Here is a 15,129-nt window from a genome sequence, read left to right as displayed (position 1 = left end):
CCGCGGAACCGGTCCCCCTGGCGCCGCCGTATGGTCATAGGTATGCGTCTGAGCACTGTAATTCTGCCGATCCACCGCTGGAGCGAGGGCCGCAAGGTCTGGCAGCGCGCCGAGGAGCTGGGGTTCCACGCCGCGTACACGTACGACCACCTGGCCTGGCGGACCTTCCGCGACGGACCGTGGTTCGGTGCGGTTCCGACCCTGACCGCAGCGGCCGCCGCCACCGAGCGGATTCGTCTGGGCACCCTCGTCACCTCTCCGAACTTCCGGCACCCGGTGACCTTGGCCAAGGACCTCATCACACTGGACGACGTCTCCGACGGACGTATCACCCTCGGTATCGGTGCAGGCGGCAACGGTTTCGACGCCACGACGCTGCGCCGGAGCGACGAGGAGCCATGGACGCCGCGCGAGCGGGCCGACCACTTCGCCGAGTTCGTTCCCCTGCTCGACCGGCTGCTGCGGGAACCGTCGGTCACGCACGAGGGGGAGCTCTACTCGGCGAACGAGGCGCGGAACATCCCCGGCTGTGTGCAGCGCCCGCGGTTGCCGTTCGCCGTGGCCGCCACCGGACCGCGCGGGCTGAAGCTCGCCGCGCAGTACGGGCAGGCCTGGGTCACCACCGGCGACCCCAAGCTGTTCGAGGAGGGCACGCCCGCGCAGTCCGTGGAGGCCATCCGCGGGCAGCTCACGAAGCTCGGAACGGCCTGCGAAGCCATCGGCCGGGATGTCGGCGAGCTGGACAAGATCCTGCTCACCGGCTTCACCCCGGACCGCCCTCTGGAGTCCTTCGACGCGTTCGTGGACTTCGCGGGCACCCACTTCGAGCTGGGGTTCACGGAGATCGTCATCCACTGGCCGATCGCGGACTCCGACTTCGCGGCGGACGAGAAGGTCTTCGAGCGGATCGCCACCGAAGGCCTGTCCCAGCTCGGCTGACCCTCACTCCCGCTGCCGGCGGCGGGCCGCCGTCGGCCGCCGGCCGCGCGGCAGGGGCCCCAGATCCCCTGGCATATACCAAAGGCATGTTCCCCAGCTCAGAGGCGCGCACCCTCATATGTGCGCCCCTCCGCACACCCGTGCGCGGTCGTACGCGAGAATGGCGGGGTGACCTCAGCTATCGAATCGCCTCTTCCTGCCCTTCCCCGGCTGGTCGCCACCGATCTGGACGGCACTCTGCTGCGTGACGACAAGACCGTCTCGGACCGCACCGTCGCGGCTCTCGCCGCGGCCGAGGAGGCCGGGATCGAGGTCTTCTTCGTCACCGGACGCCCGGCCCGCTGGATGGATGTCGTCAGCGATCATGTCCACGGCCACGGCCTGGCGATCTGCGCGAACGGCGCGGCGGTCGCCGATCTGCACGCGGGCGGCAAGCTGCTGAAGGTCCGGCCGCTGGAACGTGATGCCGCCCTCGCGGTCGTCCACGCCCTGCGGGCGGCCGCCCCGGGCACGACGTTCGCCGTGGAGCTGGCGACCGGCATCCACTACGAGCCGGCCTACCCGCCGTTCCACGTCGACCCGGGCGCCACCGTCGCCATCGCCGAGAAGCTGCTCCACGAGGAGACCCCGGGCTCCGGCGTCCCCGTTCTGAAGCTTCTCGCGCACCACGCGGAGCTGGCCCCCGACGACTTCCTCGATGTGGCCCGCGCCGCGGCCGGCGATGTGGCGTCCTTCACCCGGTCCAGCCCCACGGCCCTGCTGGAAGTCAGCGGTCCCGGCGTCTCCAAGGCCAGCACGCTGGCGCTCTGCTGTGCCGAGCGCGGCATCTCGCCCGCCGAGGTCGTCGCCTTCGGGGACATGCCGAACGACGTGGAGATGCTGAGTTGGGCAGGCACCTCGTACGCGATGGCCAACGCCCACCCCGCAGCGCTGGCGGCCGCCTCCGGCCGGACCGTCACCAACAACGAGGACGGTGTCGCGGTCGTCATCGAACGGCTGGTCGCCGAGCGCCGGACGCACCGCACCGAAGGCTGAACGCCGCACACGAACAGCTGCAGACCGCGAAGCCTCGCACCGGGGGCCCGGTCGTCACAGCGGTGCCTCCCACACCACCGTCGTGCCTCCGCCGCCCTCCCCGATGCCCGGCCCGAACCAGCTCGACCCGCCCAGCGATTCCGCCCTGCGCGCCAGATTCCGCAGCCCGCTGCGGCGGCTGCCCTCCGGGATGCCCACCCCGTCGTCGGCAACCGACAGACGTACTGCGTCGCGTCCGTCGGGCAGCGCGGCCGTCGCATCGACGACCACGTCGATCAAGGACGCCTCGGCATGCCGGAACGCGTTGGACAGCGCCTCCCGCAGCGCCGCGATCAGGTTCTTGCCGGTCAGCTCGCCCACCAGCGAATCGACCGGGCCGAGGAAGCGGTGCGACGGCTTGAAGCCCAGAGGGACGGCCGCCATGTTGATCTCGCGCAGGACGCGGGTGCGCAGCCCTGACGGCGCCTCGGCCGGTTCCGGTTGGAGTGCGAAGATCGCGGTACGGATCTCCTGGATGGTCACGTCCAGTTCGTCGACCGCCCGGCCGACGCCGGTCCGTACCTCCGGTACGTCCGAGCGGCGCTGCGCGCTCTCCAGCAGCATCCCGGTGGCGAACAGCCGCTGGATGACCAGATCGTGGAGGTCACGGGCGATCCGGTCGCGGTCCTCGTACACCGCGAGCCGCTCCCGGTCCCGCTGTGCTTCGGCCATCATCAGCGCGAGCGCGGCCTGCGAGGCGAACTGCGTGGCCAGTGTCCGTTCGGTCTTGGTGAACGGCCGGTCGCCCCGGGCGCGTGGGGTGGCGAGCGCCCCGAGCACCCGTCCGCCGCTGTGCAGCGGCAGGAACATGCTCGGGCCGTACGGGTGCGCCGGCCTGATGACCATGCGGGAGTCAGTGGCCAGGTCGTCCATGAAGACCGCCTCGCCGTCCAGCAGTTCGGCGACGACGGGACTCTCCGGGCCGATGATCACCCCGAGTGATGCGGACGGGCTGTCGGCGGAGACGGCGACGATCTCCAGACCGCCCTCCTCGGCCGGAAGGAGCACAATGCCCGCGGCGGAGTCGGCGAGATGGCGGGCCTGTTCGGCGACGACCGCCAGGGCGTCGTCGGCGTCCCCGCCGGAGAGCAGCGCGGTGGTCACGGCCACCGATCCGTCGATCCACCGTTCGCGCTGGCGCGCTGCCTCGTACAGCCGGGCGTTGCCGATGGCGATCCCGGCCTCCGTGGCGAGCACCCGCACCATGTGCAGGTCGTAGTCGGTGAACTCGGCCCCGCCGTCCTTCTCGGCGAGATAGAGATTGCCGAAGATCTCGCCCTGGACCCGGATCGGGACGCCGAGGAAGGTCCGCATCGGGGGATGGCCGGCGGGAAATCCTTCGAATCTCGGATCGGCCGTCAGATCGGCGAGCCTGACGGGTGCCGGATCGTGGATCAGTGCCCCCAGCAGCCCCCGCTGCCCGCTGGGCCGGTGCCCGATCTCGTCTTCCACCTCTTTCGGCACCCCGTGCGTCAGGAAGTCGGAGAGCCCTGCGCCCTCCTCGTCGACGACGCCGATGGCGGCGTAGCGGGCATCGGCAAGTTCGGCCGCGGTGTCGCAGATCCGGTCGAGGGTGGAGTGCAGTTCGAGCCCGGTGCCGACGGAGCGCATGGCTTCCAGGAGTTGCGGGACGCGGGCGGTGAGCTCGGTGGACAGGCCCTGCAGGCTGTGCGTCGCCTGCGTTGCGGCTTCGAGTGAGTCCTTCGGGTCCTGCTCTGACATACCCAGAGCCTAGTTAGTCCCTTTTGGGGAGGAAAGTCGGCCGGAGCGGTCCGGAGGCTCGCTCCGGAAGCCGCCGGACCGCCTCCCGGGCCCGGAGGAAGGGCGCTACGGCCGCACGGCCGGGTCCGGCATCTGTACGGTCTCCCGTTCGCGCTCCAGCATCCGGCGCAACGGTCCGTCCGCGGCCGCCAGAGCGGCGTACGGACCACGTTGCACGATCCTGCCCGTGTCCATCACCACCACCTCGTCGACGGCTTCGAGCCCCGCCAGCCGATGGGTGATCAGGACCGTCGTACGGCCCCGGGTCGCGGCCAGCAGATCCGCAGTCAGGGCATCCGCCGTCGCCAGGTCGAGATGCTCGGCCGGCTCGTCCAGGACGAGCACGGGGAAGTCGGCCAGGAGTGCCCGGGCCAGCGCAAGCCGCTGGCGCTGGCCGCCGGAGAGCCGCGCGCCGTGCTCACCGACGAGGGTGTCGAGTCCGTCGGGCAGCGCTTCGGCCCAATCGAGCAGCCGTGCCTCGGCGAGAGCGCCCCGCAGGTCGTCGTCCGTCGCACCGGTACGGGCGAACCGGAGGTTCTCCCGGATGGAGCTGTCGAAGACATGGGCGTCCTGGGCGCAGAGCCCGACGTACTGCCGCACGGTGTCCCCGTCCAGGGTGGAGGCTTCCACGCCGCCGATCCGGTACGTCCCCGCCCGCGCGTCCAGGAAGCGGAGCAGGACCTGCGCGAGGGTGGTCTTCCCGGAGCCCGAGGGGCCGACGACGGCGATGCACCGGCCTTCGGTCAGTGTCAGGTCGACCGAGTCCAGGGCGTCCCGCGACGCTCCCGCGTACCGGGCGGCCAGCCCCCGCACCTCCAGCGGGAACGGTGTTACGGGGGCCTCGGCCGGGGTGGCGGGCTCGTGCACCGGCACCGGGGCGTCCAGCACCTCGTACACCCGCTCCGCGCTCCGCCTGACCCGATGCCGGTACTGGGCGGCGAGCGGCAGACCGGTCACGGCTTCGAACGCGGCGAGCGGGGTGAGCACCACCACCGCGAGCTCCACGCCTTCCAGCCGTCCGTCGTGAACCGCCGGGACCGCGACGAGTGCGGCAACGACGACGGTGAGTCCGCAGATCAGGGCGGAGAGGCCGCCGCCGAGCGCGGTGGCCGCCGCTGCCCGTGCCGCGATCCTGGTCAGCACGGTGTCGGCCTCCCGTGTCCTCTCCTTGCGTGCGGGCAGCGCGCCCGCGACGGTCAGTTCGGCCGTTCCGCCGAGCAGATCGGTGATCCGGGTCGCCAGATCGGCCCGCGCGGGCGCCAGTTGACGTTCCGCACGGCGGGCGCCGGCACCGCTCACCAGCGGCACCCCGACACCGGCCAGCAGCAGCCCGGCGGCGAGAACGACGCCCGCCTGGGGCAGCAGCCAACCGGTGAAACCTGCGGCTGCGGTTCCCACCACCACCGCGGTCCCGGCGGGCAGCAGCCACCGCAGCCAGTAGTCCTGCAGCGCGTCGACATCGGCGACGAGCCGGGACAGCAGGTCCCCTCGCCGCGTGCGGCGCAGGCCGGCGGGTGCGATGCGCTCCAGTCCGCGGTACACGGCGACGCGCAGCTCGGCGAGCATGCTCAGCACCGCGTCGTGCGAGACCAGACGCTCGGCATAGCGGAAGACGGCGCGTCCGAGCCCGAAGGCACGGGTCGCGGTAACGGCGACCATCAGATAGAGCACGGGGGGCTGTTCGGAGGCCCGGGAGATCAGCCAGCCGGAGACGGCCATGAGCCCGACGGTGGAACCCAGGGCGAGGCTGCCCAGCAGCAGCGCGAGCGCGAACCGTCCGCGCTGCGCCCCTGCGGCCTCCCGAACCCGGGCGAGCACCTTTCCGGTGCGGGCTGTCGTCTCCCGCAGCACCTCGGACGCCCGCTCGCCCTCGTACGTGTCCGGGCGCCCCGGCCCGCCCGTGCGCGCCTGCCGCGGCACCCCGGCCGCCGCCTCGGGCGGCCTCCGGGCCGGCTGCCCTTGCGGTGCACCACCGCGTTCCAGCGTCACCACCCGGTCGGCAACCGCGAGCAGGGCCGGCCGGTGCACGACGAGCAGCACGGTCCGCCCCGCCGCCAGCCTCCGTACCGCCTCGACGATCTCCGCCTCCGTCTCGCCGTCCAGGCTCGCGGTCGGCTCGTCGAGCAGCAGCACCGGCCGGTCGGCGAGGAACGCCCGCGCGAGCGCGAGCCGCTGCCGCTGACCGGCGGAGAGCCCCGCGCCGTCCTCGCCGAGGAGCGTCTGCGCGCCGTCGGGCAGCTCCGTCACGAAGTCGTACGCCCCCGCGTCCCTCAGCGCCGCCTCCACCGCGCTGTCGTCCGCGTCCGGCCGGGCCAACCGTACGTTCTCTGCGATCGTGCCCGCGAAAAGCTGTGGGCGCTGCGGCACCCAGGCGATCCTCTCCCGCCAGCGCTCGGGCGCGAGCGTCGACAGATCGGCGCCGCCGACCCGCACCCGGCCCTCGTCGGCCGCCACGAACCCCAGCAACGCATGGAGCAGCGTGGACTTTCCGACGCCGCTCGGGCCGACCAGGGCAACGGTCTCCCCTTCGTCCACCACCAGCGAGGCCCTGTCCAGCGAAGGCTCGGTACGGCCCGCGTGCCGTACGGTCACCCCTTCCAGCTCCAGCCGCAGCGACTGCGGGACGTCCGCCGTGCCGCCCGCCCGTGGCTCGGTCTCCAGGACGGCGAAGATCTCCTCAGCGGCCGAGAGTCCTTCGGCCGCTGCGTGGTACTGCGCTCCGACCTGCCGGATCGGCAGATAGGCCTCGGGCGCGAGAATCAGCACCACCAGGCCGGTGTAGAGGTCGAGTTCGCCGTGGACGAGCCGCATGCCGATGGTGACGGCGACCAGCGCCACCGACAGGGTGGCGAGAAGCTCCAGTGCGAAGGACGACAGGAAGGCGATCCGCAGGGTCCGGAGGGTGGCCCTGCGGTACTGCGAGGTGATGGTGCGAATGGACTCGGCCTGGGCCTTGGCGCGGCCGAAGACCTTCAGCGTGGGCAGTCCGGCGACCACATCGAGGAAGTGTCCGGAGAGTCGGGAGAGCAACTGCCACTGGCGGTCCATCCGGGACTGGGTGGCCCAGCCGATCAGAATCATGAAGAGCGGGATGAGCGGCAGTGTGACCACGATGATCGCTGCCGAGACCCAGTCCTCGGTGACGATCCGGGCGAGGACCGCCACCGGCACGATCACTGCGAGTCCGAGCTGCGGCAGATAGCGCGCGAAGTAGTCGTCGAGCGCGTCGACACCTCGGGTGGCGAGCGCCACGAGGGAACCGGTGCGCTGGCCGCTCAGCCAGTCCGGCCCGAGCGCGGCCGCCCGGTCGAGCAACCGGCCGCGGAGTTCGGACTTGACCGCCGCACTGGCCCGGTACGCGGCCAGCTCGGTCAGCCAGGAGACCAGCCCCCGGCCCAGCGCGACCGCCGCGAGCAGGATCAGCGGGGTGCACAGCCCCTGAACGGTCAGCCCGTCCTCGAACCCGCCCACCACCACGTCGGCGATGAGCACGGCCTGGGCGACGACCAGCGCCGCCCCGACCGCCCCGAGTGCCACTACGGCCGTGAGGAAGAGACGGGTGGCACGGGCGTAGTGGAGCAGGCGCGGATCGATCGGTTTCACGTGAAACAGCCCCCAGAGAGCTCAGTCGGTGGACCGGAGCGGGAGAGAGGCCGGGACCCGTCTCCCGCGCGGGGTGCGTCAGTGCGCTTCGGCGATGTGCTGCGTGCCGATTCGCTTGCGGAACACCCAGTACGTCCACCCCTGGTACAGCAGCACCACAGGAGTGGCGATTCCGGCGCACCAGGTCATGATCTTCAGCGTGTACGGGCTGGACGAGGCGTTGGTAACTGTGAGGTTCCAGGCGTCGTTCAGCGAGGACGGCATGACGTTCGGGAAGAGGGTCAGGAAGAGCATCGCGACGGCGGCCACGATGGTCACTCCGGAGAGCGCGAACGACCAGCCCTCACGCCCCGCCGCTATGGCGGCGATCGCTCCGACCAGCGCCAGCACGGCGATGACCATCGCCACGAGACTCCTGCCGTCGCCGCTGTCGGCCTGGGTCCAGATCAGGAAGCCGAGTGCGAGCACCGCGCTGGCCGGGCCCAGCTTGAGCGCCATGGCACGCGAGCGCTCCCGGATGTCCCCGACCGTCTTGAGCGCGGCGAACACCGCACCGTGGAAGGTGAAAAGGAAGAGAGTGACCAGTCCGCCGAGAATTGCGTACGGGTTGAGCAGGTCCCCGAAGGTGCCCACGTACTCCATGTCGGCGTCGATCTTCACGCCCCGCACGATGTTCCCGAAGGCCACGCCCCAGAGCAGAGCCGGAATCAGCGAGGTCCAAAAAATCGCGTGCTCCCAGTTCGTCTGCCACCTCTCCTCGGGCCGCTTCGCCCGGTACTCGAAGGCGACACCGCGCACGATCAGGCAGAGCAGAATGATCAGCAGTGGCAGGTAGAAGCCTGAGAACAGGGTCGCGTACCACTCGGGGAAGGCGGCGAAGGTCGCACCGCCCGCGGTGAGCAGCCACACCTCGTTGCCGTCCCAGACGGGCCCGATCGTATTGATCAGGACCCGCCGCTCCTTGCGGTCCCGGGCCAGCAGCTTGGTGAGGACACCGATACCGAAGTCGAATCCCTCCAGGAAGAAGTAGCCGGTCCAGAGAACGGCGATGAGTACGAACCAGACGTCGTGGAGTTCCATCTCTGCGCTCCTCTGCTCTCAGTAGGAGAAGGCCATCGGCCGGTCGGCGTCGTCGTGGTCGTCGCCGCCGATCCTGGTGGGCGGGTTGAGATCGGACTCCGTGAGCTCCGGCGGTCCGGCCTTGATGTACTTCACGAGCAGCTTGACCTCGATCACGGCGAGCGCCGCGTAGAGCAGGGTGAAGAGGATCATCGAGGTGAGCACCTCACCCTGGGAGACGCCGGGGGAGACCGCGTTGCGCGTCTGCAGCACCCCGTAGACAACCCAGGGCTGGCGGCCCATCTCGGTGAAGATCCAGCCCCAGGAGTTGGCGATCAATGGGAAGAGGAGCGTCCACAGGGCGACGATCCAGTAGAGCCTGGTGAACTTCGGGCTGAGCGCCTTGTTCTTGAAGAGGACCAGATGCGGCACTTCGTCCTCGCCGGTCCGCAGCCCCGGCCGCAGCATGAACCTCTTGCGCGTCAGCCACAGTCCGAGCAGGCCCAGGCCGAAGGACGCCATGCCGAAGCCGATCATCCAGCGGAAGCTCCAGAAGGCGACCGGGATGTTGGGCCGGTAGTCGCCGGGGCCGAACCGCTCCTGCTCCGCCTTGTTGATGTCGTTGATGCCGGGGACGTACGAATGGAAGTTGTCGTCGGCGAGGAAGGACAGTATCCCCGGGATCGAGATCTCCACGGTGTTGTGGCCCTTGGCCACGTCTCCGACCGCGAAGATCGAGAAGGGGGCCGCGTCCTGCCCCTCCCACAGCGCCTCGGCCGCGGCCATCTTCATCGGCTGCTGCTTGAACATGACCTTGCCCAGCGTGTCGCCACTGATGGCGGTGAGCAGACCGGCGATCACGACGGTGACCAGTCCGAGCCGGAGCGAGGTGCGCATCACCGGGATGTGCTTCTTGCGCGCCAGATGAAAGGCTGCGATGCCGACCATGAACGCACCGCCGACCAGGAAGGCCGCCGAGATGGTGTGGAAGAACTGGGCGAGCGCAGTGTTCTGGGTGAGCACATGCCAGAAGTCGGTGAGCTCGGCCCGGCCCCGTTCCTTGTTGATCCGGTAGCCGACCGGGTGCTGCATCCAGGAGTTCGCCGCCAGGATGAAGTACGCGGAGAGGATCGTCCCGATGGAGACCATCCAGATGCAGGCGAGGTGGATCCTCTTCGGCAGCCGGTCCCAGCCGAAGATCCACAGCCCGATGAAGGTGGACTCGAAGAAGAAGGCGATCAGCGCCTCGAAGGCGAGCGGGGCACCGAAGATGTCACCGACGAAGCGCGAGTAGTCGGACCAGTTCATGCCGAACTGGAACTCCTGGACGATGCCGGTGACGACACCCATGGCGATGTTGATCAGGAAGAGCTTCCCCCAGAACTTCGTGGCCCTGAGGTACTTCTCATTGTTGGTCCGCACCCAGGCGGTCTGCAGGCCGGCGGTGAGCGCGGCGAGCGAGATCGTGAGGGGAACGAAGAGGAAGTGGTAGACGGTGGTGATGCCGAACTGCCATCGCGCCAAGGTCTCGGGCGCCAGTGCTAGCTCCACGTCGTCTTCTCCTAACGCCGCCGTAGCCACAGCGGCAGTTCGCCCTGTTAATCCGACTGATCAAGGGAGGAACAGGACACGCTTGTGAACGCGTTCACATTCACAAGCATTATGGCGCACAGGCTTTCGGGATGGTCGAGGGGGGTCCCCCGGGCCCCTCGTCAGGACGCTCGCAACACACGGAAAGGCCCCGCACCTCGACGAACGAGAGGTGCGGGGCCTTCGGTGCACACATGCGCGAAGCGGCACGTCGCCGTGTGCGCGCAGGAGTCGGCTACAGCTCCTCGCGGTACGCCTCCGCCACCCTCAGGAACACGTCGTTCGCCTCGTCCTCGCCGATCGTGACCCGCACACCCTCGCCCGCGAACGGCCGTACCACGACACCGGCCCGCTCGCAGGCCCCGGCGAAGTCGAGTGCACGGTCGCCGAGCCGCAGCCAGACGAAGTTGGCCTGCGAATCCGGAACGGTCCATCCCTGGCCCACCAGAGCCTTCTGCACGCGAATCCGCTCACAGACCAGGGAGCCGACCCGGCCGAGAAGTTCGTCCTCGGCGCGCATCGAGGCGACCGCCGCGTCCTGCGCCAGTTGACTGACCCCGAACGGCACCGCGGTCTTGCGCAGCGCGGCCGCCACCGGCTCATGGGCCACCGCGAACCCGACCCGCAGACCGGCCAGCCCGTAGGCCTTGGAGAACGTCCGCAGCACCGCCACATTGGGCCGGTCCCGGTAGATCTCGAGTCCGTCCGGCACCTCGATGTCGCGGATGAACTCCTTGTACGCCTCGTCGAGCACCACGAGCACATCGCCCGGCACCCGGTCCAGGAACCTCTCCAGCTCGGCCCTGCGCACCACCGTCCCGGTCGGGTTGTTCGGGTTGCATACGAAGATCATCCGGGTGCGGTCCGTGATCGCTTCCGCCATCGCGTCGAGGTCGTGCACCTCGCTGTCGGTGAGCGGCACCTTCACCGAGGTCGCGCCGCTGATCTGGGTGATGATCGGGTACGCCTCGAAGGAGCGCCAGGCATAGATGACCTCGTCGCCCGGGCCCGACGTGGCCTGGAGCAGTTGCTGCGCCACCCCGACGGAGCCGGTACCGGTGGCGAGATGCGAGAGGGGCACACCGAACCGGTCGGACAACTCGTTCATCAGACCGGTGCAGGCCATGTCGGGGTAGCGGTTGAAGTTCGCGGCCGCGGTCAGAGCGGACTCCATCACCCCGGGCAGCGGCGGATACGGGTTCTCGTTGGAGGACAGCTTGAACGCGACCGGTCCGCCGGCCGCCGCCGGCCGGCCCGGCACATAGGCGGGGACGCCGTCCAGCTCGGCGCGCAGCTTGGGGCTCGTCTTGCTCACCGCAGGTCCTCCTCGACCGTCATACACATCAATACTGCTCACCTTATGAGGATTGGGCGCTGCTGCGAATGGGAGAGCGGAGGAATCGTCCGGTGGGCCCGGGAATGGGGGGAGCGTTTCTCATCCTGGCGCGCGCCGGTGGCTCACGCCGTGGCGCGCGTCCCCCGAAGAGGTGAGTTGAGACCTCTTCGAAACATCGACCATTTAGTAGGCCCATCCGCGTCGGCACACCACAGACCATGACCCCGCATATCAACGCCCTTGCTTTACAAGGCATTTGACGTAAAATGATCATGCAGAAACGTGTCTGTCAATGCGTGAATATGCGACCGGCCCAACCAACCGCCCGAGCCCTACTATCGGCTCGCCATGACAGCAGCAGGGAAGCACCAGGTGAGCCGGACGGAGACACCCCGGCGCGGCGGACGGCAGGGACGAGCGGGAATCCGCGATGTGGCCGCTGCCGCCGGGGTCTCCATCACGACCGTCTCCGACGCGCTCAACGGCAAGGGCAGGCTCCCGGACGCCACCCGCCGCCATGTCCGCGAGGTCGCCGAGCGCCTGGGCTACCGCCCGTCCGCCGCGGCCCGAACGCTCCGTACCGGCAAGTCCGGCCTCATCGGCCTGACCGTCACGACGTACGGGGATGAACCTTTCACCTTCACCGAATTCGCCTATTTCGCGGAGATGGCCAGAGCGGCCACCTCCGCCGCGCTCGCCCGCGGCTACGCCCTTGTCATCCTCCCCGCCACTTCACGCCATGACGTCTGGTCGAATGTCGCCCTCGACGGCACCGTCGTCATCGACCCCTCCGACCAGGATCCGGTCGTCACCGAACTCGTCCGCCAGGGGCTGCCCGTCGTCTCGGACGGCCGCCCAGCCGGGACCCTTCCGGTCACCGCCTGGGTGGACAACGACCACCGGGCCGCGGTGCTCGACCTCCTCGACCATCTCGCCGCCGCCGGGGCCCGCCGGATCGGCCTGCTCACCGGCACCACCACCGACACGTACACCCGACTCTCCACCACCGCGTACCTCCACTGGTGCGAGCGCGTGGGCCAGGACCCGGTGTACGAGTCCTATCCGGCTCACGACCCGTGTGCGGGGGCGGTCGCAGCCGACCGTCTCCTCGCCCGCCCCGATCGGCCCGACGCCGTCTACGGACTCTTCGACCCCAACGGCACCGATCTCCTGGCAGCCGCCCGCCGGTACGGACTGCGCGTTCCCGAGGACCTGCTGCTCGTCTGCTGCAGCGAGTCCACCGTGTACGCGACGACCGAGCCGCCCATCACGACTCTCTCGCTCAAGCCGCGCCGGATCGGCACAGCGGTCGTCCAGCTCCTGATCGACGCCATCGAAGGCGTCGATCAGGACGGTCCGGTGGAACGGGTCATACCGACCGAACTCATCGTCCGGACGTCCTCGCAACGCCGTCCGCCCCGCACCACGGTCAGCGCCCCTCGCTCTCCGTCCGGGGATTGATCAGGTCAATTGGGACCAATCGGCCAGTGAACCCGGCGTGCGCCCGGATTCACCACCCCTGGTGCATCACACAGCACGATCCGCATTCCTATGATGGGCGCACGACACCGCGGACCACCCCGACCAGCAGGGGCCGCCAGGTGTACGGCGGCGCGACGGTGGTGGAGGGGTCGATGACACAGGGGGCCGGTCAGGAACCCGTGGTGCGGACGGCGACGTTGCGTGACTTCCGCGTGCCGCCCTATGCGCAGACCCCGGTGCCGCCCGCGGCGCCGCATCCCGGCAGCGTCGTTCCCGGCGACGAGCCGGAGGGGTACACGCCCACCGCGCGCGATCTTCCCGTGATCAACCGCGGTGACACCGTCCAGGTGCAGGCCGTCCCGGACCCGCGGCCCGCCGCGGACCAGGGACTCGGGCCGCTGTACGTCGTCGGCGACGTCCACGGGTATCTGGACGAGCTCCGCGAGGCCCTCGCCGAAAAGGGCCTCATCGACGCCGAGGGCGCCTGGGCCGCAGGCAACGCCCGGCTCTGGTTCCTCGGCGACTTCACCGACCGCGGTCCGGACGGCATCGGCGTCATCGACCTGGTCATGCGCCTGTCCGCCGAGGCCGCGGCCGCCGGCGGCTACTGCAAGGCCCTGATGGGCAACCACGAACTGCTGCTCATCGGCGCCAAGCGGTTCGCCGACACACCGGTCAACTCCGGTGCGGGCACCGCCACGTTCCAGGCGGCCTGGCTGCTCAACGGCGGTCAGAAGACCGACATGGAGCGGCTCCAGGACGTGCACCTCCAGTGGATGTCCCGGCTCGACGCGGTCGTCGAGGAGGACGGGCACCTTCTGATGCACTCCGACACGACGGCCTACCTCGACTACGGCTCCACCATCGAGGACGTCAACGAGACCGTGCATGCCATTCTCACGCGTAACGACGCCGACGAGTGCTGGGACCTCTTCCGCAAGCTCACCAAGCGGTTCGCCTTCCGCGACGAGGGTGGCACGCAGGCGGTCCAGGAACTGATGGCGGCGTACGGCGGACAGCGCATCGTCCATGGTCACAGCCCCATTCCGTATCTGCTCGGCGAGGTCGGTCCGGAGGACGGCGAGGACGGTGCAGGCCCCGTGGTGAACGGCCCGCACGTGTACGCGGACGGGCTCGCCATCGCCATGGACGGCGGCGTGACCATGGCCGGAAAGCTACTGGTCGTCCAGCTGCCATTGCATGACTGACGGTCTGCGGGGAAGACGCATCCACGACCTGACCATGCCGACCACTGGGCCTATTTACGGAAACCCCCTGTCACCCCGTGCCGTGGGCGCTCTACCATCGGCCTATCAGTAGCAGGCTCTCCTCCGTTTCCGCCCAACTGCCCGGTCCAAGCGGGTACTCAGGCCCTACGGAGCATCGGGGGATGCAGATGAACAGCGCTCCGCACCTGCTGGCAGAGGACCGACCCGAGTACGAGCGGATCCTCGGCGACGCGCTGCGTCACGCCCATGAACGACCGGATCTTGCCGGAGTCGGCGAACGGCTCAACGCGGAACAGCTGCGCACCATGGCGCTGAACGCCACAGCACTGATCACCGTGGCCGCCGCCACCGAGTACGAGCACTATGTGAAGGTCCGCGAAGAACTGCGCGGACCGGCCGCCGGCTCGGCCCAGGGCTCGGGCCTCGGGTCCGACGCGGACGATCTGGACCGGCCGGGCGCCGGCATAGGGGCAGTCGTCACCGTCCTGGCGCCGATGCTCGCGGGTACCGCCGCGCTGATCTTCCTCCTGGTCGGCTACATCCTGAAGATGCTCAGTCAGCCCCCGTCCTTCGCCGACACCATGGTCACCGCGGGCTGGTTCTTCGCCGCGGTCATGGCGGCCGCGATACTGGCCGCCGCCATCGGACTGCTCATCACCGCGTTGCGCAACGGCTCGACGTCGCTGCCCGCCGAGGACCCCGAGGACGAGCTGCCGGAGGATGTGGCACGCGCCAGGGAAGCCTGGCGGCATGCACTGCTGGAGCGGGGCATCCTGCCGTTCCTGCGAGACGCACTCGCCGACCCCACGGCAGGCCCCGCGGCGCGCACACCGCACCCCTCGGCCAACCGCATCCCGAAGATCGGTTATTCCAGGCCGGACTTCTCGAGCCCCGAGGAGGGCCCGGCGGCGGGTCCCCGTCCTTCGTTCACGAGTCCCGACTTCACCAGTCCGGACTTCGGCGGCCCGGAACACGAACTGGACTGACCGGCCGCTCCGGCCACCAGGGGGTGTCCGGGAGCGGCCGGACACCCCTTGGTCGCCTGCCATGAGCGAC

At 69.7% G+C, this 15,129-nt stretch carries 10 protein-coding genes; 5 read left to right on the top strand and 5 right to left on the bottom strand.

The window, feature by feature from the left end:
• Nucleotides 1–42: 42 nt before the first annotated feature.
• Nucleotides 43–939: an LLM class flavin-dependent oxidoreductase gene (locus OG878_RS20480; protein ID WP_328888130.1), complete on the top strand. Its 897-nt coding sequence runs from the start codon at nucleotides 43–45 to the stop codon at nucleotides 937–939.
• Nucleotides 940–1,107: 168 nt separating this feature from the next.
• On the top strand, nucleotides 1,108–1,974 hold the full coding sequence (locus OG878_RS20475) for a Cof-type HAD-IIB family hydrolase (RefSeq protein WP_328888129.1): 867 nt from the start codon (nucleotides 1,108–1,110) through the stop codon (nucleotides 1,972–1,974).
• A gap of 54 nt (nucleotides 1,975–2,028) precedes the next feature.
• On the opposite strand, the gene OG878_RS20470 is transcribed toward OG878_RS20475, so the two are convergent.
• From OG878_RS20470 to hisC, 5 genes are all read right to left on the bottom strand, one after another.
• Nucleotides 2,029–3,735 carry a sensor histidine kinase gene (locus tag OG878_RS20470; RefSeq protein ID WP_328888128.1) on the bottom strand — a complete coding sequence of 569 codons (1,707 nt, stop codon included), beginning with the start codon at nucleotides 3,733–3,735 and terminating at the stop codon, nucleotides 2,029–2,031.
• Between the two features lie 105 nt (nucleotides 3,736–3,840).
• Entirely contained in the window at nucleotides 3,841–7,377 is a 3,537-nt protein-coding gene (gene cydD / locus OG878_RS20465; RefSeq protein ID WP_328888127.1) for a thiol reductant ABC exporter subunit CydD, read from the bottom strand.
• Nucleotides 7,378–7,455: 78 nt separating this feature from the next.
• Nucleotides 7,456–8,457 (bottom strand): cytochrome d ubiquinol oxidase subunit II, encoded by a 1,002-nt coding sequence (cydB, locus tag OG878_RS20460; RefSeq protein ID WP_328888126.1) that lies wholly within the window; start codon nucleotides 8,455–8,457, stop codon nucleotides 7,456–7,458.
• Between the two features lie 18 nt (nucleotides 8,458–8,475).
• Entirely contained in the window at nucleotides 8,476–9,987 is a 1,512-nt protein-coding gene (locus tag OG878_RS20455) for a cytochrome ubiquinol oxidase subunit I (RefSeq protein ID WP_328888125.1), read from the bottom strand.
• A gap of 274 nt (nucleotides 9,988–10,261) precedes the next feature.
• A complete protein-coding gene (gene hisC, locus OG878_RS20450; protein ID WP_328888124.1) occupies nucleotides 10,262–11,341 on the bottom strand; it encodes a histidinol-phosphate transaminase in 1,080 nt (359 codons plus the stop codon).
• A 369-nt stretch (nucleotides 11,342–11,710) separates the two neighbouring features.
• Between hisC and OG878_RS20445 the strand changes: the two genes are divergently transcribed.
• The 3 genes from OG878_RS20445 to OG878_RS20435 all read left to right on the top strand — a co-directional run bounded on the left by OG878_RS20445 (nucleotide 11,711) and on the right by OG878_RS20435 (nucleotide 15,059).
• Nucleotides 11,711–12,823, top strand: a complete 1,113-nt coding sequence (locus OG878_RS20445; protein ID WP_277327193.1) for a LacI family DNA-binding transcriptional regulator — start codon at nucleotides 11,711–11,713, stop codon at nucleotides 12,821–12,823.
• A 173-nt stretch (nucleotides 12,824–12,996) separates the two neighbouring features.
• Nucleotides 12,997–14,052, top strand: coding sequence for a metallophosphoesterase (locus OG878_RS20440; protein ID WP_328888123.1), 1,056 nt, complete (start codon nucleotides 12,997–12,999; stop codon nucleotides 14,050–14,052).
• 182 nt (nucleotides 14,053–14,234) lie between these two features.
• Nucleotides 14,235–15,059 carry a hypothetical protein gene (locus tag OG878_RS20435; protein ID WP_328888122.1) on the top strand — a complete coding sequence of 275 codons (825 nt, stop codon included), beginning with the start codon at nucleotides 14,235–14,237 and terminating at the stop codon, nucleotides 15,057–15,059.
• Nucleotides 15,060–15,129: the final 70 nt, after the last annotated feature.

Source organism: Streptomyces sp. NBC_00316 (genome assembly GCF_036158715.1).
In the GTDB taxonomy this organism is placed as follows: Bacteria; Actinomycetota; Actinomycetes; order Streptomycetales; family Streptomycetaceae; genus Streptomyces.
Note: the sequence above shows the minus strand (reverse complement) of the source record. Positions and strands in the feature narration are given on the sequence as shown.

Bases quoted from the DNA above. Each gene is read 5' to 3' on its own strand.
- OG878_RS20435 (WP_328888122.1), top strand. From the start codon at position 14,235: ATGCAGATGAACAGCGCTCCGCACCTGCTGGCAGAGGACCGACCCGAG.
- OG878_RS20445 (WP_277327193.1), top strand. From the start codon at position 11,711: ATGACAGCAGCAGGGAAGCACCAGGTGAGCCGGACGGAGACACCCCGG.
- cydB (WP_328888126.1), bottom strand. From the start codon at position 8,457: ATGGAACTCCACGACGTCTGGTTCGTACTCATCGCCGTTCTCTGGACC.
- OG878_RS20470 (WP_328888128.1), bottom strand. From the start codon at position 3,735: ATGTCAGAGCAGGACCCGAAGGACTCACTCGAAGCCGCAACGCAGGCG.
- OG878_RS20440 (WP_328888123.1), top strand. From the start codon at position 12,997: ATGACACAGGGGGCCGGTCAGGAACCCGTGGTGCGGACGGCGACGTTG.
- OG878_RS20480 (WP_328888130.1), top strand. From the start codon at position 43: ATGCGTCTGAGCACTGTAATTCTGCCGATCCACCGCTGGAGCGAGGGC.